This window comes from Corynebacterium sp. KPL2895, assembly GCF_040225815.1.
Lineage (GTDB): Bacteria > Actinomycetota > Actinomycetes > Mycobacteriales > Mycobacteriaceae > Corynebacterium > Corynebacterium rhinophilum.
The window spans coordinates 1-17651 of the sequence record NZ_JBEHFY010000029.1; the positions used below are offsets into that span (position 1 = coordinate 1).

The window sequence follows — 17651 nt, forward strand, 5'->3', positions numbered from 1 at the left end:
AGTTCGGCGGATTAAGCATCAATCAACGCCGACGCAAACTGCTACTCTGAATAGTCCTAAAAAATGTCCGCATCCCCAAATGTGTTGTTTTCCGGCGTGTCGGGGTAAACGACATTTTGTGTTGGTGGACTGCGTGGTTTAGGGCATGTGGCCTTTGTGTATTCCCATAGAGTGGTTGTAGGTACTGTCGAAAGTTGCTGGTCGGCCGTATTCACGGCCGATGGTGGCTTGTGTTTCTTGGTTGGCTAGGGTGTGTGCTTTGGCTCGTGGGTCTGCGCCCTGATTCGTCCACTTTCCTGGGTCGGCCTCTAGCGCGAGTGGCAGTGGCTTTACAGGCGTTCCATCGCCATCGCTGGCGGATTGGTGCTTGTAGTCCCGTATTTTGGTGCACGCCCTGCTACAGACGGGGCATCGAGGATGATTCTTACTCATCCATTTATCGTGAACCTAGGCGCCTAGCACATCAGCACGCCCCCGGCGGTATTTCAGGTCCGAGGCTGCGTTATTCCTCCGGATAAGTGAAATAGTCCTAATACCAGCAGGCCAGACGGGCTAAACATATAACTTCACCAACACATCCTGTCGTTTAGGTCGACGTGTCCATCATCTGGGGTTGGGCCCGAACTGCTAACACCAGCAATGGATCCCGGAATCAGGATAATGACAATCATTACTAAGAGTGTCAATTTATGTTACTTTAAATAAGTCGTCGCGTACGGAAAGGAAAGTTATGAACAAAACATTAAAAGCTTCCGCTTCTCTTTTGTCTTCTCTGCTGCTACTTCCTGCCTTGTCCGGAATGGCTCAAGCGGAAACATCACAGGGGGTGCAAGAGGGGCCGAAAACTATCTTTGGTGGAAACTACCAAAATACAGACCCAACGGCCTATAATTACCTTCCCGAAGGTAGCGACCCAGTTCCGGGCGTCGAAGACAGATCAGCATTCGGCGCGACTACAATCAATGGTTTTGGATTTACGTTTAATGGTCATAATTTTGAGGTTCCTGTAGTGAGTCTTGAACATTCGATTAAGGGGAAAGGTGGTCACATAGAGAGCGAAAGTGCGTCGGCAACGTTTACTAACGGAACGATGTGCAACTGGCGAGTTGACTACCAAAACAGAGACGAAAACGGGATCCATGTGACGCGCAAAGGTAAAACTCACAATGATTGTTCCTTCGGTCATGCGCACGATGACGGATTTCAAAATTTTGACGTTAAGGGCAATGCTGAGTGTGCACGTCTATTTGTAATGGGAGAATATAAAGGAGAACAGTGTCACGCAATTCATCCTTAGAGGTTCTGTTAAAGATTGCGATTTGTGTATCACTGTTGCTCTGTCTCGGTTATGTTATCGGCGGGTTGAATGCGATTTATGTTGCTAAGACCTTGGCTGAGACGGCTTCTACCTCATCGTCAGACATCTTCCGCAGGCTAGAAAACGGCTTATTTTATTTTAGAGTTGCCGGAGTTTTTGCGGTTGTTTTCCTTGCGGGAACTTACGCAGTTTGGCGCAGGGCCAATAAGCTCCGTAAGCGAGAGTAATCCGGTTATTGGCTTTTCGGCTCGGTTGTTTATTGGATGTGGATTTGGGGTAGTGGGCCCGCCCCGGTACCAACTACCCAGAACACAGCAGTACCGAGTCCCCAGAACACCGGTACCAAAACCTCGCATCTGACAATTGGAGGCCCGGTTTTCGCGGTCTTTATCTTCCAAACCTCAAGCTCCTCTCCCAATAGGTTGCGTCCGGTAGCGTGGAGTCTCCACTTTCTGGGAGGTCAGGCCCGAACTACTCGCATACGGGGAGTAAATTGAACTCGGATGCTTTAGGTAGTGTGCGCAGGACTGAACTTGTCGCTATCAAACAGGAGATAACCGAGCACAGAGCGCATAGTGCCATGCTTGCCTGAAAACCAATTGCGGCGAGAAATGTACCCGCGCTGGCGGAGGCGATGATTGGTAGCAATCCCATCATCAGACGCGCTCCTGCCGAGCATTTTCCTATTTTTTCGGGAGGCGCTGATAACGCAAGCAGTCCTCCGGAGTACGAGTTGCACGCAATGGAGGGAACTACGATGAAAAATGCTGCAACTGCGATAAGTGGCCAATACTGAGAAAATACAAGAAGTAACAGGTACCACAGTAGTTCCCATAACATCGTTGCTCGGATGATGTTTCTTCCTGGCAAATGCTTGATGAGGCGGTCTTGAAGAAGCCCTCCAACAATCATTCCAAGGGCGAACATGGCTGAGGTGAGGCCGATTATCCAACCATCAACTTTGAGGTATGCCAGCCATAGGTCAATGGACGCGATGAGGAAAAAGTTGGCGAAGTTGGAGAAGATATCGATGCTGAAGATTGTTCGAAGCATCGGATATTTCCAAATCCAAGCCAAAGAATATTTACTATCGGACCAGAACTCTTTAAACGAATACTTCTGCTCATTGTTTGACTTCCCCAGGTCCTTACTGATGGTTCTTGAAGCATAAAGCGGACCCAACCCACACAACGTTTGTGCAATGAAGGGAATAACCGGGGCTAGGCCGTAGAGAAAGCCTCCTAAAGGTAGTCCGAGCATCCAGATGATGTTGTCTCGAGTTTGGTTACGGCCTTGCGCTTGAACAAGCAAATTCTCAGGAATGATGAATCTCAAAATGGCGTTGGTTAGGCCTCCGAACGTGCCTGTAATCATTCCTGCAAACAGGCTAAAGAAGAACAAAAGTGGGAAATTGAATTTGCCCAAGTAAAGCAGTAGCGAGAAGGTTGACCAGATACCAATTTGGCTCAGCCCGTAGAAGAGAAGTAACTTCTTCTTGTTAAAACGATCGATGATCATCCCGGCTGGGATCGTCATGATCATCGAGCCTGCCGAGCTTGCGGCTCCAATCACTCCCGCTTGACTTAGGCTTCCAGTGAGGTAGTAGCTCGCAAGTGAAATAGGGATAGCTACGAGTGATGCCCCTAAGGCGCTTGCTGTATCAGCGAAGAACCACCGTAGATAGTCAGGATGGTTCTTGCGTACGATGGTCCAAAATTTTTGATCAGTATAATCCTGCATCGTGTCTCTCAATGTTTGACAACCGCGACTGAAAGCTCATGCGCGCAGCATGAACCCAGCGTCGGATTTCCGAAGTGGGTAATTCTCACGGGTCAACTTCTTGACCCGCCGCAACTTGCGGTGTGTCAAATGAGATTTATTGATGCAGTAAGGTGAACATGATGTGCTCCAGGTACTATGCCATTAATCTTGAATCAGTGCCGATAAACTTCCCCAGAGACACCGGCTTCTCCTAGTGTGGTGGCTGGGTCGTCGTAGAACTGGGAAACGAGTGACATGTTCCCCTTCATGCGTTCAATAAACTTAATGTCCATAACGGCAGGCAGGTAGCTCTTTTCGAAAGCTGTGGAACATGACGTGTGTCACTTTCTGCGACGTATCTCACACAGTAGGGGGCGATTATGCCTGCTGTCAATAGTTTTGCCTGAAATTCCGGTTTCTAAATTTGATTCCATCCGGTGCTGGCGGTGCGAACGTCCGTATGGTTAGGTGGGGCTCGCCTGAATGGATGGCAAGGGTTTAATTTTGGATCCAGCAAAAATAGTGTTGTCACGCTGCATATCGAAGTCCTGAACGCCCTGAATGGTGACCGTATGGCCTGGCTTGTGTGGTGCATATTTGGGATTAGCTTCGGCAGTAGATTACCAATCTTGCCAACCTCACTGAGCTGGATATCAGGTGCCCACCAAACAGGGGCTAGGTCCCGGCTCGCCTTGAAGTCAGCGTGAGTTGATGGACCGCAATAATTAAGCCTTGCTTTGCTGCGGCACGGATCTTGGGGCAAGGAATATGAATGTAGTTCCTGCCCCAGGACATCCCAGGTAATTCCTGAGATGGCGGTCAAGGCGCCGCTCAGTGCGGTGACTACGGCAATGACGTCAATGCTGTCCGCCAAAAATAAGGCTAAGAGGTGCCCGGTATAAGCGGCGCATAGGGGTATCTGGAGGAGGTTTCAGTGCACCTTTTTCCACACGGAGGTAGGGGCCGCAGAACCGATAGAACCATGATCCTGGCTGGAAAAGCTGGGGTCGGTATTTTGTCCAGGGCCAGCGATGAAATTAGTTTGGCGGACCACAGCGCAATGAGGACAAAGGTGAGCAGTCTGCCGCTGGAGTCCAACTTGAACGATTGGATGGCAAAAGCGGTGGGGATGAGGCCATCGCCAAGCGCGGAGGCCACCACGGCAAACACTAGGTTTCTAGCGCGTGTTTTGAGCATGTGTCCTCTTTCGGTTGATTTAGGGGGAGGAATGAAGAGGGACCGAACTTCGTGATCATTTGCCAGACAGTTTGAGCGCTTTTCATAGGTGCCAGGAAGCATCCTGACAGAAAAGAAACTATCAGAATAAAGGTATGGAGGGGGTAATCGATTATCTATAGCAAAATAGCAGGTAAGTATGGGTTTCTGGGGTGAATTAATTGCGTGTAGTTGGCGGTGATGCGCGCTGCGGTGGGTCCTCCGGAGTGTGTTGCCGCCGGGAAATTGGGTGAAATTGTGTGCGGTTAGCGGGAAAGTGGGGCCGCGGGATTGGTTGGGCCAATGACGGCATTTATAAGGTACAGAACATGTAAAGTGTTGATACAGCAACCTCCCAGACTTCCGTTGTAGAAAAAGAGAGTCGTTAAAAACATGGGCCGTGGTGGAGACCGCTGCGTCCCATCACATCGTGAAGGAGAGTGCTAGGTGAGTACATCATCGCGCATCGTCGGGCTGGATTTGGCTCGTTCACTTGCCATTATTGGCATGATTATTTTGCACATGGCCTCGTTGGTATGGAGTACCAAGGTCATATTGTCGGGCCTTCCGGCCGCCCTATTTGCCATCGTCGCCGGCGTGACGATGATGCTCATTAGCAAGAACTATTCCGTACAGACGCTGCTGCGCCTGATTGCCCGTGGCGCCATCATTACGCTTATCGGACTGGCACTGCTCCCGGTTGGCGGGCAGATTCAGGTCGTGCTCGTTGCTATGGGTATCACCATGATGGTGGTCTCCTGGGTGCCACCGCTGAACATGTGGTGGAAGCTGGCCCTGTTCTTCGTCGCCGCCATCGCCTCAACCGTGCACTACGCGCCGTTTACCCTGCCGCAGGTCTATCCGCTGCTGGCATGGATCGCGTATTTCATCGCCGGCATGCTGCTCTTTGAGGTCTACATCCGCCCAGGTAGCTTCCGCACGGCGCTGCAGTGGATTGTTACCGCAGTCAGCGCGGTGATTGCCGCGGTTGGCACCTACTTCCGCTTCGAGCCGGATATTCCCAGCTGGCTGCGCTTTACCGGCCACACCGGCGTAGCGGGCGAAATCCTGCTCTCCGTTGCAGTGGCAGCAGTGGTGCTGCACCTGTGCCTGCTCATCGGCAGCGCGGTACCCAAGCTCGTCTACCCCTTGGCCGCAATGGGCACGATGTCCCTGACCGTTTATGTCTTGCACGTGCTCTCCGCCTATTACTGGCAAAGCAACATCTCACTGCACAACACCGCGTGGGCATGGGCATTTATTGGCCTATTCCTCGTGCTCGCCACCATCTGGCGGAAATTCCTGGGCCAAGGCCCCCTCGAAAAGGCCGTCTCCTCCGCCGTTAAACTCGCCGTTCCTGCTGGAAAGAAGGACTAACATGTCGCGTAAATTTGCTACCGCTTTGACCACCGCCGGCATCATCGGGATGTTGGCGGCCCCCGCCAGCGCCCTTGAGCACGGCGAACCCGCCCCCGATAACGCCGAGTCCCGGACCGTCGCCGCGCTCAAGATGGGCCGGATAGGCAACTTCGGCGACTGCACCGGCACGCTGGTGGATAAGCAGTGGGTGCTTACCGCCCGCCACTGCCTGCAATCCGTCAATAATGAAGGCACCCAGGCCCGCCTGGGAGACAAGGTCTATGACGCGGATTCGTGGGCGCTATCCCCGCTTTCCGATGCCGGACTGCTCCACCTCACCGAGCCCGTAACCGATATCAAACCGGCCAAGATCTCCACCGATATTCCCGAGACCGGCGACCTTGGCACCCTATATGGCTGGAGCAGCAGCTCCTCCATGGCGCGCAAGGGCCAGCTGCCGATGGCAGAGATGAAGGTCTCCGAAATCCTGGGCGGCGGGCCAAGCGATGACGCCGCACAGAAGCCAGGCGCCGGCAAGGAAGCCCCGGAAGGCTACGAGTCCGTGCCAGCTGAGGAAGCCATGCCCGGTCTCAAGATGCCGGGCGGCTCCAAGCCGGATGCCGGCATGAAGGTCCCTGAAGGCTACGAATCCGTGCCCGCCGAAGAGGCCATGCCCGGCTTCAAGATGCCGGGATCTGGTTCGGGATCGGATAAGCCCAAGGTGGTCTCGCCGGGTGCCACCAAGCCGGGCGCCGAGCAGCCGCAGATTGTCAAGCCTGACGGCAACGGTGGGGAAGTAATGCAGCCTGGCCAAGGCGGCATGGCCCCGATGATCAGCAGCCCGATCCTCGATGTCCACTCCACCGGTAATGCCGGCATGCAGGGTGGCGATTCCGGCGGACCGTTCTTCGTGGGCGGAAAGCTTGCGGGCCTAGCTACCGCGGGTACTTCCAATGCGGACCCGGATTTGCCCTCCCCAAGCGCGGCTATCACCACGCTCGCCGGCACTAAGGACTGGGTAGACGGCGTGATCAGCGGCAAGGATAAGGACGCCATCTTGACCGCGGAGACCACGCCTACCCCGCAGGCAACGCCGCAGACCAGCGGCGACCGCCCGTGGATCTACTTCACGGTAGCGGCCATTGGCCTTATCGGTGCCGCGGCGGCTGCGCGCACCTTCGCTACCGGTGCTGGCAACGGTGCCGCCCGCACGTCGCGCCGCTAAAAAATCTCGATGCGCCCGCCCAAGGATTCGGTCTGGCGCAGCTGCGCCACCCACTTCGGGCCACCGGGGTGCAGGCGCAGCACCGGGCGGGAGGAAATCTTGACCGGGGAGACCGATTCCTTGCGCGCGCCCGACCTGGCTTCGATGCGGGTGCGGGCGCGGTAGCCGGCATCGGCAAGCTCGGCGATGGAAGGCTCGGGGGCGGCGAGCTTCTCCCGGGCATCGTGAAGCAACTCCAGCGCCTCATCCAAGGCCTCTACCAGGGCCGGGGCATTGGTCTCGCACATCTGCCGCACGAGATCCGGGCGGGTTCCGGCCACCCGGGTCGCATCCTTGAAGGAACCGGCGGCTAGAGACTGCGCCAAAATGCCGCCATTATCGCCCACCGTGGCGAGAGTCTCCGCAAAAATATGCGGCAGGTGGGAAATGCGAGCGACCGCCGCATCGTGGTTGGCCACACGGATGGGCACGGCCTCTGCATGCACCATCTGGGTCATGCGCACGACGTCCGTAAAAGTCTCAATCCATTTCTTAGGAATCTTTTCCCCGCGCGCCTCATACTCAGCGGCGTAATCGTAGGTAATTCCCCACGCGGCGCGGCGGAAAAGCCCCGTCTGGGAGTGATCCCATCCCGATTTCGAGGTACCCGCCATCGGGTGCCCGCCTACGTAGCGATCCTCCATGCCGCGGTCACAGACCTGCTGGCGCACGGGAGTCTTTACGGAGACCACGTCAGTGATGCCGCAGCTAGGGGCGTGTTCCTGAATAGCATCCAAGACGCTACCCACCGCGGTCATGGGAACGGCTATCACGATGAGCGCCTCTTCAACCTCGGCGCGGTTAAGCACCGCCGGCAAGTCATCATTGACGTCAAAGCCCTGCTTGACTGCGGTGCGAGCGGCGGACGTCGAGTGGTTGTATCCAAATACGTCGTGGTTATAGCCCGCGAGATCGCGCAGCAAGGAACCACCGATGAGGCCGAGGCCGATAATGCAGATGGGGCGTTGAACATCTTGAGAACTCACGGTGACAATTGTGGCACAACACGACTAATCTCACGAGGTATGAGCAACGAAAATTACTCTTTCGCGGTTACCGTCGCCCGCAACGAGGGACAATGGGTCGTGCGCAGCTTCGATGATGACTTTGAGGACCCGCAAACCTCCATCACCGCGGTGCGCTCCCTGCGCTCTGAAGGCGCAGCTTTCGCCCTTCTCTGCGTAGAGGACGCCTACTTCATTGCCGTGCGGCCCGTGCCCGGCGGGGTGAAAATGCTAATTTCAGACGCCACCTATGGCGTTGATGATGACTTTGCCGCGGATTTCATGGAACTCAATGACTACGAGATTCCAGACGTGGACCCGGAAGAGGCTGACCCCTACGGTGAGGGCGACTTCGATATTTTCGCTGACCTGGGCCTATCCGAAGATCAGGTGGGCTACATCATCGATGATGAGGACGATTGGCCCTCCGATATGCTCCTGCGCATCGCCGGCGACCTGGGCTTTGGGGATGAGCTAGAAGACGTCATTGATAACGCCTAAGCCCCTGCAGCGCGCGCAGAAACGCATGCAGCGCGCCCTCGCGGTGGCGCGCCAGACCCCCGCCGGGGATGTGCCGGTTGGGGCGGTGCTTTATGATGCCGCCGGTCGCGAGCTCGCCACCGGTGTCAACCGCCGCGAGCAATTGCGCGATCCCACCGCCCACGCCGAGGTCGAGGCCATCCGCCAGGCGGTGCGCATCCACGGCGATGGCTGGCGCCTGACCGGCTGCGAGCTCGTGGTCACCTTAGAGCCCTGCGCCATGTGCGCCGGCGCCCTGCAATCCGCCCGGGTGAGCTCGCTGGTTTTTGGCGCCTTTGAACCGAAGACGGGTGCGTGCGGCTCGCTTATCGATGTCCTGCGCGCCCCCACCGCGCCCTTTACCCCTCAGGTCCGCGGTGGCGTCCTCGAAAAAGACTGCGTGGCGTTGCTGGAAAAATTTTTCACCACACTGCGCGAAAAGTGAGTATAGTTGCAGTCACACAGTATCCGACTCATTTAAGGAGAGAGAAAATGGGCGATTTGGAAAACAAGAAGGACGACCTCGCAGGCAAGGCAAAGGAAGCTTTCGGCGAGGCAACCGGTAACGAAGACGTAGCCAACGAAGGCAAGGCCGACCAGGTCGCCTCCGAGGCTAAGGACAAGCTGTCCGATGCTGCTGACAGCATCAAGGACAAGGCCAACGACATCATCGGTGGCCTGAAGAAGGACTAATTTTATAGTCCCTTCATAGCGAAATCGCTGCGCTGGCTTAATGCTGGCGCGGCGATTTTGTTGCATCGGGGGTCCTCCCGTAATCTGGAACGCGGTGGCGTGTCCGAGCGGCCGAAGGTGATCGCCTCGAAAGCGATTGTTGGGTAACCCCCAACCGCGGGTTCAAATCCCGCCGCCACCGCGCAAGGCCCCGACCTGTTAATGCAGGTCGGGGCCTATTTTTGTTTTCTCCAACGGGGTGGCTTTGGGCTTTGGGTTGGCTTAAGCGTCGTGCTTTGCGCGCGCAGCCCGCGTGCGGCGGCGCTGTAGGGTGGGGAGGAACCACGTCACGACGGCAGCGATGACGGCCATGGCGCCCGCGCTCCACGCGAGGTATTTCACGGGGGTGAACCACCACGCCAGGGCAGCGATTACTGCGATGACGATCCATACGGCGGGCACGAGGAGGCTGGGTTGTTCGGCCCACGGTTCCCGGGGGAATCGGCTGCGCGCCTCCGCACGGATGCGGCGCGGCGTTTTACGTGCAAGTGCCAAGGAACAGGCGACCACAAAGGCCAAGCCAATACCGGCAATGAGCAGGCTGCCGCTTACGCCGCCGAACATAAATACGCCGACGGAAAGCGCTAAGGATAAGCGTTCACCGATCGTGAGTGGGAAGTTCTGTGTGGGATCGACATCTGGATAGATGCTGTTGAAGATGTCTTTACGGGGGTCGTTGTGCATTTTTGTTTCTTATAGGGGGGTGGTTTATTGACAATCAATAGAAGTTAGGTCAGGATACACTTACTTCAATTAGGCAAGCTTAGCCTATATCATTTTTAGGCACGAAAACAAGGTTCTCAACATGATTGGAAAACTGTGGAAGTCGGCGTTCGGCATCATCGTCGCTGCTTTCCTCGTCGCGGCATTCGCCCCACTTTTGTCTTCTGCCCCGGTTGCCCACGCAGATGAATCCTGCACATGGAAATGGGGCATCAAGCAGTCATTCCGCAGCTACGTCAAAGGCAATATCGCCCACGGTGGATGGGGTGCCAACGGCATTGGCTTCACGGGCGACGAACGGGGCGATGGTGCGTTCGTCTTTACTGCAGGAAAGCCCGATGCGTCTGGTGGGAACGTCACGATTCCGTTCAATGGAACGCTGAGCTTTACCGGCCACGATGGAGTCTTGGACATGACAATGTCGGACTTCAAGGTCAAGGCCTCTGGTAAGCAGGCGCAGATTTCCGTGGACTACGTCTCCTATGAAATGAACCGCCAAGAACTCAGCCGCGGTAAAAAGATCCAAGGCAATGATGAGGTAATCGCCACCATTAATCTGGCCAACCCCGTCAAAGATGGTGCCGGAAAGGTTGATTTGTCTGGATCTACCACTCTGACCTCTGGCGGGGCCAAGTTTTTCACCGGTTTCTACCAGCCAGGTGAAGCCTTAGATCCGTCCTCTGGCGGCATTGCGCTTGATGGCTCGTGTTCCGAATCTGGTTCCGGATCTGGCTCCGGTTCCGGTGAGAAGCGTCCCTTGACGTCCATTACGGGTTCCTTCACGGGCTTTAACAAGGAAGCCATGGACATCCTGTCTGAAACCAATGACACGATGAACGGGATTACTACGTTCATGGGCAATACCCAGGCGTTCCTGGATGAGTTGGAGTCTTTCAACGATCGGGGCGGATCGAACTCGAATTCGGATGGTTCTGCTTCGGGTACGTCGAACTCCACTGGAGGAAACTCGGCTTCTACTAACTCTGCAGCGGGAAATTCATCACCGAGTAACTCTGGTTCGGGCGGAGGCGGCGGTGCCTCAGGAACTGGCAAAGCAGCGGGATCTGGTCCTTCGCACTCTGGAACTGCGAATTCCGGTGCCCCGGGCTCAGGTAATTCAGGTGCGGAAGCATCTGGCGGGGGCGATGCTGTCTGTGAGGCCACTGGGGTTACGCAAGCCACTGCTCAGTGGGGGTTAAAGAAATCCTTCCAGTCCTATATCACCGGATCCATTGCCCAAGGCCGATGGGATCTCTCTGGTGTTGGCTATGACAATGGACGTTTCCAATTCACGGGTAACTCCGGTGCCGTAAAAGATGGCGCGGGCTCCGTGCAATATGGCGGAAGCATGCAGTTCACCGGGCACCACGGCAAGCTGGACCTCAACATCGCCAATCTGGAAATCACCTTCAACGGCAATTCTGGCGAGCTTATCGCTGACGTGCGCTCTTCCAATATGGAAGGCAAAAAGAAAGACTTTGGGCGCACTGTTATTGGCACCTTGAGTTTTAATTCCCTCGACGTCGGCACGGACGAAGTGTCCGGTGAAGCTGCGGTATCGCTTTCTGAGGCCGGTTCCCAGGCACTCGCTGAGTTCTATGAACCAGGCACCCAGTTGGATCCGCTGAGCTTCCACGCCACCTTGGGCGGAAGCGCTGATTGCGGCGCCGTATCCGGTGGCGGCAGTTCTAGCTCAGGTTCCGGATCCGACGGATCAGGCGCGGGCGGAAACGGAAAGGGCAGCTCTGGTTCCAAAGGCGGCGCGCATGCCGCAGCCGGGGACTCAGCGCTAGCCGGTGACTCGGGGCAGGGATACGAGGACGGATCGAACAAATTCAAGGTCAAGTCCGCGACGTCTCCCGGCGGGGGCCTAGATAACCCGACCACCTATCTACTGCTCTTCATCGTCGGATTGATCATCGCCGGTGGCTCCACCAGTCGGCTTGTCATGAACAACTCTTAGAAAGATTGCCGTGAAACTCGTTCTTCGTTTCCTCGTGCCATTCCTGTGCATCTTCAGCCTTACCGCGTGCGGTGTGCAGGGAAGCTATACCGATCAGCTACCGGATCCCGCCGATCTCTCGGACCCCAGATCCTTTGAAGGTGTCAGCGATGTCAAGGATTTTGACGATATCGAGCCGGTTACTGATAAGGCAGAGCCGGCGCTTCCGGTGGAGCTTACCGATGCCGATGGTAATGACGTCACTGTCACCGATGCCTCCCGCATCCTCGCGTTGGATATCTATGGCACCTATACCAAGACTCTTAGCGGCTTGGGGCTTGCGGATAATATCGTCGGCCGCACAGTTTCTTCTACCGAGCCCAACCTGGCGGATCTCCCGGTGGTGACCGAAGGCGGCCACAATATCAACGTGGAGGCGGTGCTGGAGCTGCAGCCGACGCTCGTCATTGTGGATCACTCCATTGGCCCGCGCGATGCCATCGATCAAATCCGGGCGGCGGGTGTCACCACCGTGGTGATGGAACCTGAGCGCACCATCGATTCGGTGGGCGAGGACATCACCACGCTTGGCGATGCCCTCGGCTTGCCCGACGAAGCACGCGAGCTAGCCGAACGATCTACCAAGGAAATCGACGAGGCAAAGGGAGCCATCAAAGAGTTGGTTCCCGATGATCCGATGCGCGTGGCGTTTCTCTATGCGCGCGGAAACGGCGGCGTTTTCTTCATCATGGGTGACGGTACCGGTGCGCAAGACCTGATTGAAGGCATCGGCGGCGTGGATCTGGCTGCAGAAAACAACCTTTCCCATGCAGAACCTGCTAATGCTGAGGCGCTGGCGCGCATCAATCCAGAGGTGATCATCATGATGACTAATGGCCTGGAATCCACCGGCGGCATTGACGGCTTGCTGGAGCGGCCCGGCGTTGCTCAGACCACCGCCGGCCAGAAGAAGCGCATCGTGACTATCCCGGACGGCCAGTCGTTGGCATTTGGTCCCATGACAGGGCAAACGCTGGTGAAGCTAGCAAAGGCTGTGTATGACCCGGACAATGAGTAAGGGCACGGACACCTTCGCGCGCCGCCGCACGCAGCGCACTTGGGTATTCGTACTCCTGGGGATTCTCACCGTGCTCGCGGCGCTCATCTCCGTCGTGCTGGGGCAATACTATGTACCGCTGTCTGATCTCTTCCCCATTTTGGCAGCTGGCCACGGGGAGGATTCCTTGACCGCAAGCGTGGTGTGGGACATTCGCCTACCGCGTTTGGTCTTGGGGCTCGTGGTGGGTGCGGCCTTGGGCGTGGCCGGCACGCTGATGCAGGCGGTGTTCGCCAACCCCCTGGCAGAACCCTCCATTATCGGCGTTACCTCCGGTGCGGGCGTTGGTGCGGCCGTAGTCATCGTCTTTAATATCGAATTCTTCGGTACCTTTACCGTTCCCGCCGCAGCCTTCCTTACCGCGCTGCTGGTTACCTTCATTATCTATCAGCTTGCGCGCCACAACGGAAGGGTTGCCGTGGTGCACCTGATTCTCACCGGCATCGCCATCAATGCGGTATGCAACGCCATCATCTCTTTCATGGTGTACTTGGCGCCGACCGCCAACCGCGAAGCGATCATTTTCTGGCAGATGGGCTCCCTCAACGGCTCGCAGTGGAAACACGTCTGGGCGGTACTGCCCATCGTGGTGGTTGGCCTCGCAGTGGCCTTGCGCCTGGGCAAGCAGTTGGACGTCCTCGCGCTCGGCGAGCGCGCCGCCGCACATACCGGCGTGAACGTGCCGTGGCTGCGCATCGTGGCGATCGTGGCATCGGCAGTGTTGACCGCCGCGGCCGTTTCCTTCGCCGGCCTCATTGGCTTTGTAGGACTTATCGTTCCCCACCTGCTGCGCAGCGTCGTCGGACCAGAAAACCGCATCCTGCTGCCGGCTTCCGCCCTTGGCGGCGCTGTACTCATTGGTTTCGCCGACGTGGCAGCGCGCACGATGATTTCTTTTGCGGATCTTCCCATCGGCATTTTCACCGCCCTGGTGGGTGGGCCAACGTTCTTCATCTTGCTGCGCCGCATGATGCGCAAAGGAGTGCACTGATGATAAACGCTAAAGACTTAACCGTTCGCGTGGGGGAGCACACCCTCGTGGACCAGGTGTCCTTCACTGCTCAAGCGGGCGAAGTTACAGGACTTATCGGTCCGAACGGCGCCGGAAAATCCACCGTCCTAGCTGCCGTGGCTGGAGATATCGACTATTCCGGTGAGATCACCGTGGGTGGGTTATCGCCCAAGGCGCCAGCGCGAGAGCTCGCGCGCACGCGTGCGGTGATGCTCCAAGACGTCTCGGTGTCCTTCGAATTCCTTGTCCGCGATGTCGTTGCGATGGGGCGCCGCCCGTGGGAAGGAACTGCCTACGCAGATCTCGACGATGACTTTATTGACGCCGCCCTCGATGCCGCCGGCGTCGCGCACCTAGCGGGCCGAGACATCAGCACGTTGTCTGGTGGTGAGCGCGCCCGCGCGGCCTTCGCACGGGTGCTTGCCCAAAATACCCCGGTGATCTTGCTGGATGAGCCAACGGCCGCGCTGGATATCCGGCACCAAGAACAACTGTTGGGCTCAGTAAAAGCCCTTGCCCGCGAGGCAGGCGTCGCCGTCCTCGTGGTGCTGCATGACCTCAACGCGGCAGCAGCATATTGCGATCATCTCGTATGCCTGTCGTGCGGGGGAGTAGCAGCCCAAGGGCGCGTAGATGAGGTCTTTACCAGTCCAACATTGTCTCAAGTGTATGGCTGGCCGATATCCGTCGATGGGCTGCAGGTACATCCACAGCGTGCCACGCCCACCATCAACCCACTCTTCTCACATAAATTGGAGGATTTCCATGTTTAAGAAAGTAGTGGTCACCGCTCTCGCGGCGACCGCGCTCACCGTGCCACACGCTTCTGCGGAAGAAACTTGCACCATCGAATCCGGTTCCTTGAACTGGGGAATTAAGCACTCGTGGCGTTCCTACCTCAAAAGCGGTTTTGCTGCTGGTGATTGGTCCACTAGTGGCCCAGTGACGCAAACCGGTGATCCTAAGGGGAAGGATTTCTCTTTCGGCTTCGAGGTCGATCCTGCAACCTCTACGGTAACGGTAGATGAGGAGGGCAATGTGGTGTCGTCCAATATCGAGAGCAAAGACTCCTCGATAACGTTCACCGGTCACCACGGAGCTCTGCATTCCACGGTAGTGGCACCTTTCATCAAGACCTCCGGTAATGAAGCCCAGCTCGGTTCCGGCTACGAGGTCTATCACGTAGAGGGTAAGAATATGCTTCAATACACCGTGGACGACCACATCGACGCTAATAAGCGCACTGGGGATGGGATCTTTGGCCACGGCACGGCGCGATGGACCAAGGAGGGAGACACGCTGACCCTTTCTGCCAGCGATGTGCGGTACAAGGAGCAGCAGGGGACAAAAGATGGAAAAATCGAGGGCGTAGACCAACTTTTCATGGGCATGTATAGCTCAGAGAACAAGCCTGAGCTTGATGATGCCCACCTAACCCTCAAGGTTTCTCCTGGTTGCGGCCAAAAGAAGGATGAAATGCCGCAGAACGAACCTGCTCCGCAGCCGCCGGTAGCTGCGCCGGAAAAGGAAGAGCAGCCACAAAGTCAGCCACCGAAGGACAATCCAGCTCCGCAGCCACCAGCGACCTCACAGACCCCGGCACCGCCGAAGAAGCCGGAGACTCCAAAGAGCCCTGAGACTTCGGAGTCTAAGAAGCCGGGAACTGATAAGCCAGAGAAGGACACTCCCTCCGGTTCTAGTTTCGCCAAGGTGTGGAACTACATCTTGGGCGTGGCAACCATTGGCAGCATGTTTGCCATTCTTGGGCAGGCGTTTATGAAGTCGGGCGCCCTTGAGAGCGTGCGTGCTCTACTCCACCGATAACAAGCTGCTGATCCGATAATAGGGGGTCAGCGGCGCGGGCGGTGTCGGCAGCCGCATCCCGAAGCCGCGCGCACCGCAGGCGGTGGGGTAGGGAGTTAGTTCTTTTGGTTGATTTCTTCCCACAAGCCTTGTAAATAAGGATTGCCTAACCTTAAATTTATATTTGGACATTAGGTAAGCATTACTTTGGAGGAAGTCAGTGACTGTGACGCTCAAGAAACCATTATCCGTCGCATTGCGTGAGGAGACCGCCCACGCCCATGAGAATGCGGAGGGTTCGGCGTTTATGCAGCGGCTCATGTCGGGCCAGCTGAGCGCTGAGGCCGCCGCCGATTTAAGCGGTCAGCTGTGGTTTGTCTATGAGTCTCTGGAGCGTGCAGTCCGCAGTGTGGCGCATACTCCAATCGCCGGTGCGGTGGCCGATCCACGCCTTGAGCGGCGCTTTGCTCTGGAGGCGGATCTGGCGGAGCTCGTCGGCGGCGACTGGCGTGAAAAGATCCGGATCCTGCCGGCGACAGCATCCTACGTTGCCCGCCTAGAAGGGGTATCCGGCAGCGCGGTAGAAGTGGTGGCCCATCACTATGTCCGGTATCTCGGTGACGTCTCCGGCGGTCAGGTGATTGCCGCGCGCCTCGGCACCCTCTATGACATCGAACCGGATGCGCTGAACTTTTATGACTTCAGTGCCATCGGCAAGATTCCGCCGTACCGCAAGGGCTACCGCGAACGCCTAGACGGCCTCATGCTGACTGCGGAGCAGCGCGAGGCTTTGCTCTCAGAGGCGCAGCGCGCATTTGCTTTCAACTCGGGGATCTTCACCGAGCTTGATAAGCGCCACTGATTTACTTTTTCTAATTTTCCAAATAAGGTAAGGCTCGCCTAATATTTTAGGCAAAGCTTCACCACTGCTTTCAAGAGGAGAAATTCATGAAAACAACATCCGTCATCGCCGTTGGAGCGGTTGCACTTGGCGCCGTCAGCGCCCCAGTAGCCTCTGCCGATGAGGCTCCAGCCGATGTCCCCGCCGTGGAATCCGGCCAATTGAACTGGCCCATCAAGGAATCCTTCATTCACCACGTGGAGACCAACCCGCTTGCCAAAGGTATCATCAATACCACCGAAGGCGCGGAGAAGGTAGGAAAGGACTTCACCTTCCCGGTCGATGCGGCCCACACCACGCTGGATGCTGAGGGAAACGGCACTATTGACACTCAGGGATCCGTGCAGATTCAAGGCTATCCAGGCCTCGGCCCTAATGGTTCCTACGGCGTCGATCTCACGTTCTCGGATATCAAGGTAGAAGTAGCAGGACAAAACGCCACCATCACCGCGGATTATAAACTTACGGGCGCCTCGGGCCCGCTTAAGAACAAGCCGGTTGAATTGTCTGGCGATGACGCCGCAATCTCTACCTTCACGCTTACTGAGTCCTTGGTACCGGAAACCGGCAAGACCTATGCCACAACTGATGCCCCCACCTCGCTGACCCAGACGGGCTCCGACATCTTCTTGGGCAAGTACCCAGTGGGGCAGCCGCTTGACGATGCCAACTCGGATCTCACCGTGGCATTCGACGGTGCCTCCGAAAACGCTAAACCATCTGACCAGGTAACCCCAGAAAAGAAGCCTTCGGGCGACAACGCTGCAGCCGATGGTTCTTCTTTCCACGGTTCTTCGTTCGGCACACTAGGCGAGACCATCGCTGCTGTTATCGAGCGGGTAAAGAAAATTAGCGCCTTCTTCTCTGACCTCGTTCTTCCTGGTCTGAGCTTGTCGAAGTTCGTTTAAACAGCGAGCGCTCTCTCGCGGCTGCATTGTCTACGCCGCTCCGCCGTGGCCACCCGATCTAGTCCTTGACTGC

16 protein-coding genes, 1 tRNA gene and 1 pseudogene are annotated in these 17651 nt (G+C 56.7%); 14 read left to right on the plus strand and 4 right to left on the minus strand.

The features are described 5' to 3' along the window. Positions 1 to 310: 310 nt before the first annotated feature. Positions 311 to 432: pseudogene (locus ABRP95_RS12110) on the minus strand (transposase-like zinc-binding domain-containing protein); the annotation flags it as partial. A 298-nt stretch (positions 433 to 730) separates the two neighbouring features. Here ABRP95_RS12110 and ABRP95_RS10830 point away from each other — a divergent pair. Further along, positions 731 to 1297 carry a hypothetical protein gene (locus ABRP95_RS10830; RefSeq protein ID WP_349839445.1) on the plus strand — a complete coding sequence of 189 codons (567 nt, stop codon included), beginning with the start codon at positions 731 to 733 and terminating at the stop codon, positions 1295 to 1297. Between the two features lie 492 nt (positions 1298 to 1789). On the opposite strand, the gene ABRP95_RS10835 is transcribed toward ABRP95_RS10830, so the two are convergent. Beyond that, positions 1790 to 3058 (minus strand): MFS transporter, encoded by a 1269-nt coding sequence (locus tag ABRP95_RS10835; RefSeq protein ID WP_284796871.1) that lies wholly within the window; start codon positions 3056 to 3058, stop codon positions 1790 to 1792. A 1683-nt stretch (positions 3059 to 4741) separates the two neighbouring features. Between ABRP95_RS10835 and ABRP95_RS10840 the strand changes: the two genes are divergently transcribed. Both ABRP95_RS10840 and ABRP95_RS10845 read left to right on the plus strand, forming a co-directional pair. Then, complete coding sequence (locus ABRP95_RS10840) at positions 4742 to 5671, plus strand: DUF418 domain-containing protein (RefSeq protein ID WP_284771149.1); 930 nt, start codon at positions 4742 to 4744, stop codon at positions 5669 to 5671. A 1-nt stretch (position 5672) separates the two neighbouring features. Next, entirely contained in the window at positions 5673 to 6878 is a 1206-nt protein-coding gene (locus tag ABRP95_RS10845; RefSeq protein WP_284771148.1) for a trypsin-like serine protease, read from the plus strand. On the opposite strand, the gene ABRP95_RS10850 is transcribed toward ABRP95_RS10845, so the two are convergent. Further along, entirely contained in the window at positions 6875 to 7903 is a 1029-nt protein-coding gene (locus ABRP95_RS10850; RefSeq protein WP_284771147.1) for a prephenate dehydrogenase, read from the minus strand. The genes ABRP95_RS10845 and ABRP95_RS10850 overlap by 4 nt on opposite strands. A gap of 39 nt (positions 7904 to 7942) precedes the next feature. Between ABRP95_RS10850 and ABRP95_RS10855 the strand changes: the two genes are divergently transcribed. The 4 genes from ABRP95_RS10855 (at position 7943) to ABRP95_RS10870 (ending at position 9314) form a co-directional block, all read left to right on the plus strand. Next, entirely contained in the window at positions 7943 to 8422 is a 480-nt protein-coding gene (locus ABRP95_RS10855) for a tRNA adenosine deaminase-associated protein (RefSeq protein ID WP_023024959.1), read from the plus strand. Beyond that, positions 8409 to 8885 (plus strand): nucleoside deaminase, encoded by a 477-nt coding sequence (locus ABRP95_RS10860; protein WP_284771145.1) that lies wholly within the window; start codon positions 8409 to 8411, stop codon positions 8883 to 8885. The genes ABRP95_RS10855 and ABRP95_RS10860 overlap by 14 nt, the downstream gene beginning before the upstream one ends. A gap of 47 nt (positions 8886 to 8932) precedes the next feature. Beyond that, complete coding sequence (locus ABRP95_RS10865; protein WP_005276418.1) at positions 8933 to 9133, plus strand: CsbD family protein; 201 nt, start codon at positions 8933 to 8935, stop codon at positions 9131 to 9133. 93 nt (positions 9134 to 9226) lie between these two features. Further along, a tRNA-Ser gene (locus tag ABRP95_RS10870) sits at positions 9227 to 9314 on the plus strand. A gap of 80 nt (positions 9315 to 9394) precedes the next feature. Here ABRP95_RS10870 and ABRP95_RS10875 read toward each other — a convergent pair. Continuing rightward, positions 9395 to 9856, minus strand: a complete 462-nt coding sequence (locus ABRP95_RS10875) for a hypothetical protein (protein ID WP_284771144.1) — start codon at positions 9854 to 9856, stop codon at positions 9395 to 9397. A 121-nt stretch (positions 9857 to 9977) separates the two neighbouring features. On the opposite strand from ABRP95_RS10875, the gene ABRP95_RS10880 reads away from it, so the two are divergent. The 7 genes from ABRP95_RS10880 to ABRP95_RS10910 all read left to right on the plus strand — a co-directional run bounded on the left by ABRP95_RS10880 (position 9978) and on the right by ABRP95_RS10910 (position 17578). Continuing rightward, on the plus strand, positions 9978 to 11858 hold the full coding sequence (locus ABRP95_RS10880) for an HtaA domain-containing protein (RefSeq protein ID WP_284783676.1): 1881 nt from the start codon (positions 9978 to 9980) through the stop codon (positions 11856 to 11858). Positions 11859 to 11868: 10 nt separating this feature from the next. Next, positions 11869 to 12915 carry a heme/hemin ABC transporter substrate-binding protein gene (locus ABRP95_RS10885; RefSeq protein ID WP_284771142.1) on the plus strand — a complete coding sequence of 349 codons (1047 nt, stop codon included), beginning with the start codon at positions 11869 to 11871 and terminating at the stop codon, positions 12913 to 12915. Further along, the gene (locus tag ABRP95_RS10890; RefSeq protein ID WP_410758063.1) at positions 12896 to 13945 is read left to right on the plus strand and encodes a FecCD family ABC transporter permease; all 1050 of its coding nucleotides are present in this window, start codon (positions 12896 to 12898) and stop codon (positions 13943 to 13945) included. The genes ABRP95_RS10885 and ABRP95_RS10890 overlap by 20 nt, the downstream gene beginning before the upstream one ends. Beyond that, entirely contained in the window at positions 13945 to 14739 is a 795-nt protein-coding gene (locus ABRP95_RS10895; protein ID WP_284771140.1) for a heme ABC transporter ATP-binding protein, read from the plus strand. Before ABRP95_RS10890 ends, ABRP95_RS10895 begins: the two co-directional genes overlap by 1 nt. Continuing rightward, positions 14732 to 15790 carry an HtaA domain-containing protein gene (locus tag ABRP95_RS10900; protein WP_284771139.1) on the plus strand — a complete coding sequence of 353 codons (1059 nt, stop codon included), beginning with the start codon at positions 14732 to 14734 and terminating at the stop codon, positions 15788 to 15790. Before ABRP95_RS10895 ends, ABRP95_RS10900 begins: the two co-directional genes overlap by 8 nt. A 199-nt stretch (positions 15791 to 15989) precedes the next feature. Then, positions 15990 to 16631, plus strand: coding sequence for a biliverdin-producing heme oxygenase (locus ABRP95_RS10905; protein WP_284771138.1), 642 nt, complete (start codon positions 15990 to 15992; stop codon positions 16629 to 16631). Between the two features lie 86 nt (positions 16632 to 16717). Beyond that, positions 16718 to 17578, plus strand: a complete 861-nt coding sequence (locus ABRP95_RS10910; protein WP_284771137.1) for an HtaA domain-containing protein — start codon at positions 16718 to 16720, stop codon at positions 17576 to 17578. The last annotated feature ends 73 nt before the right edge of the window (positions 17579 to 17651 follow it).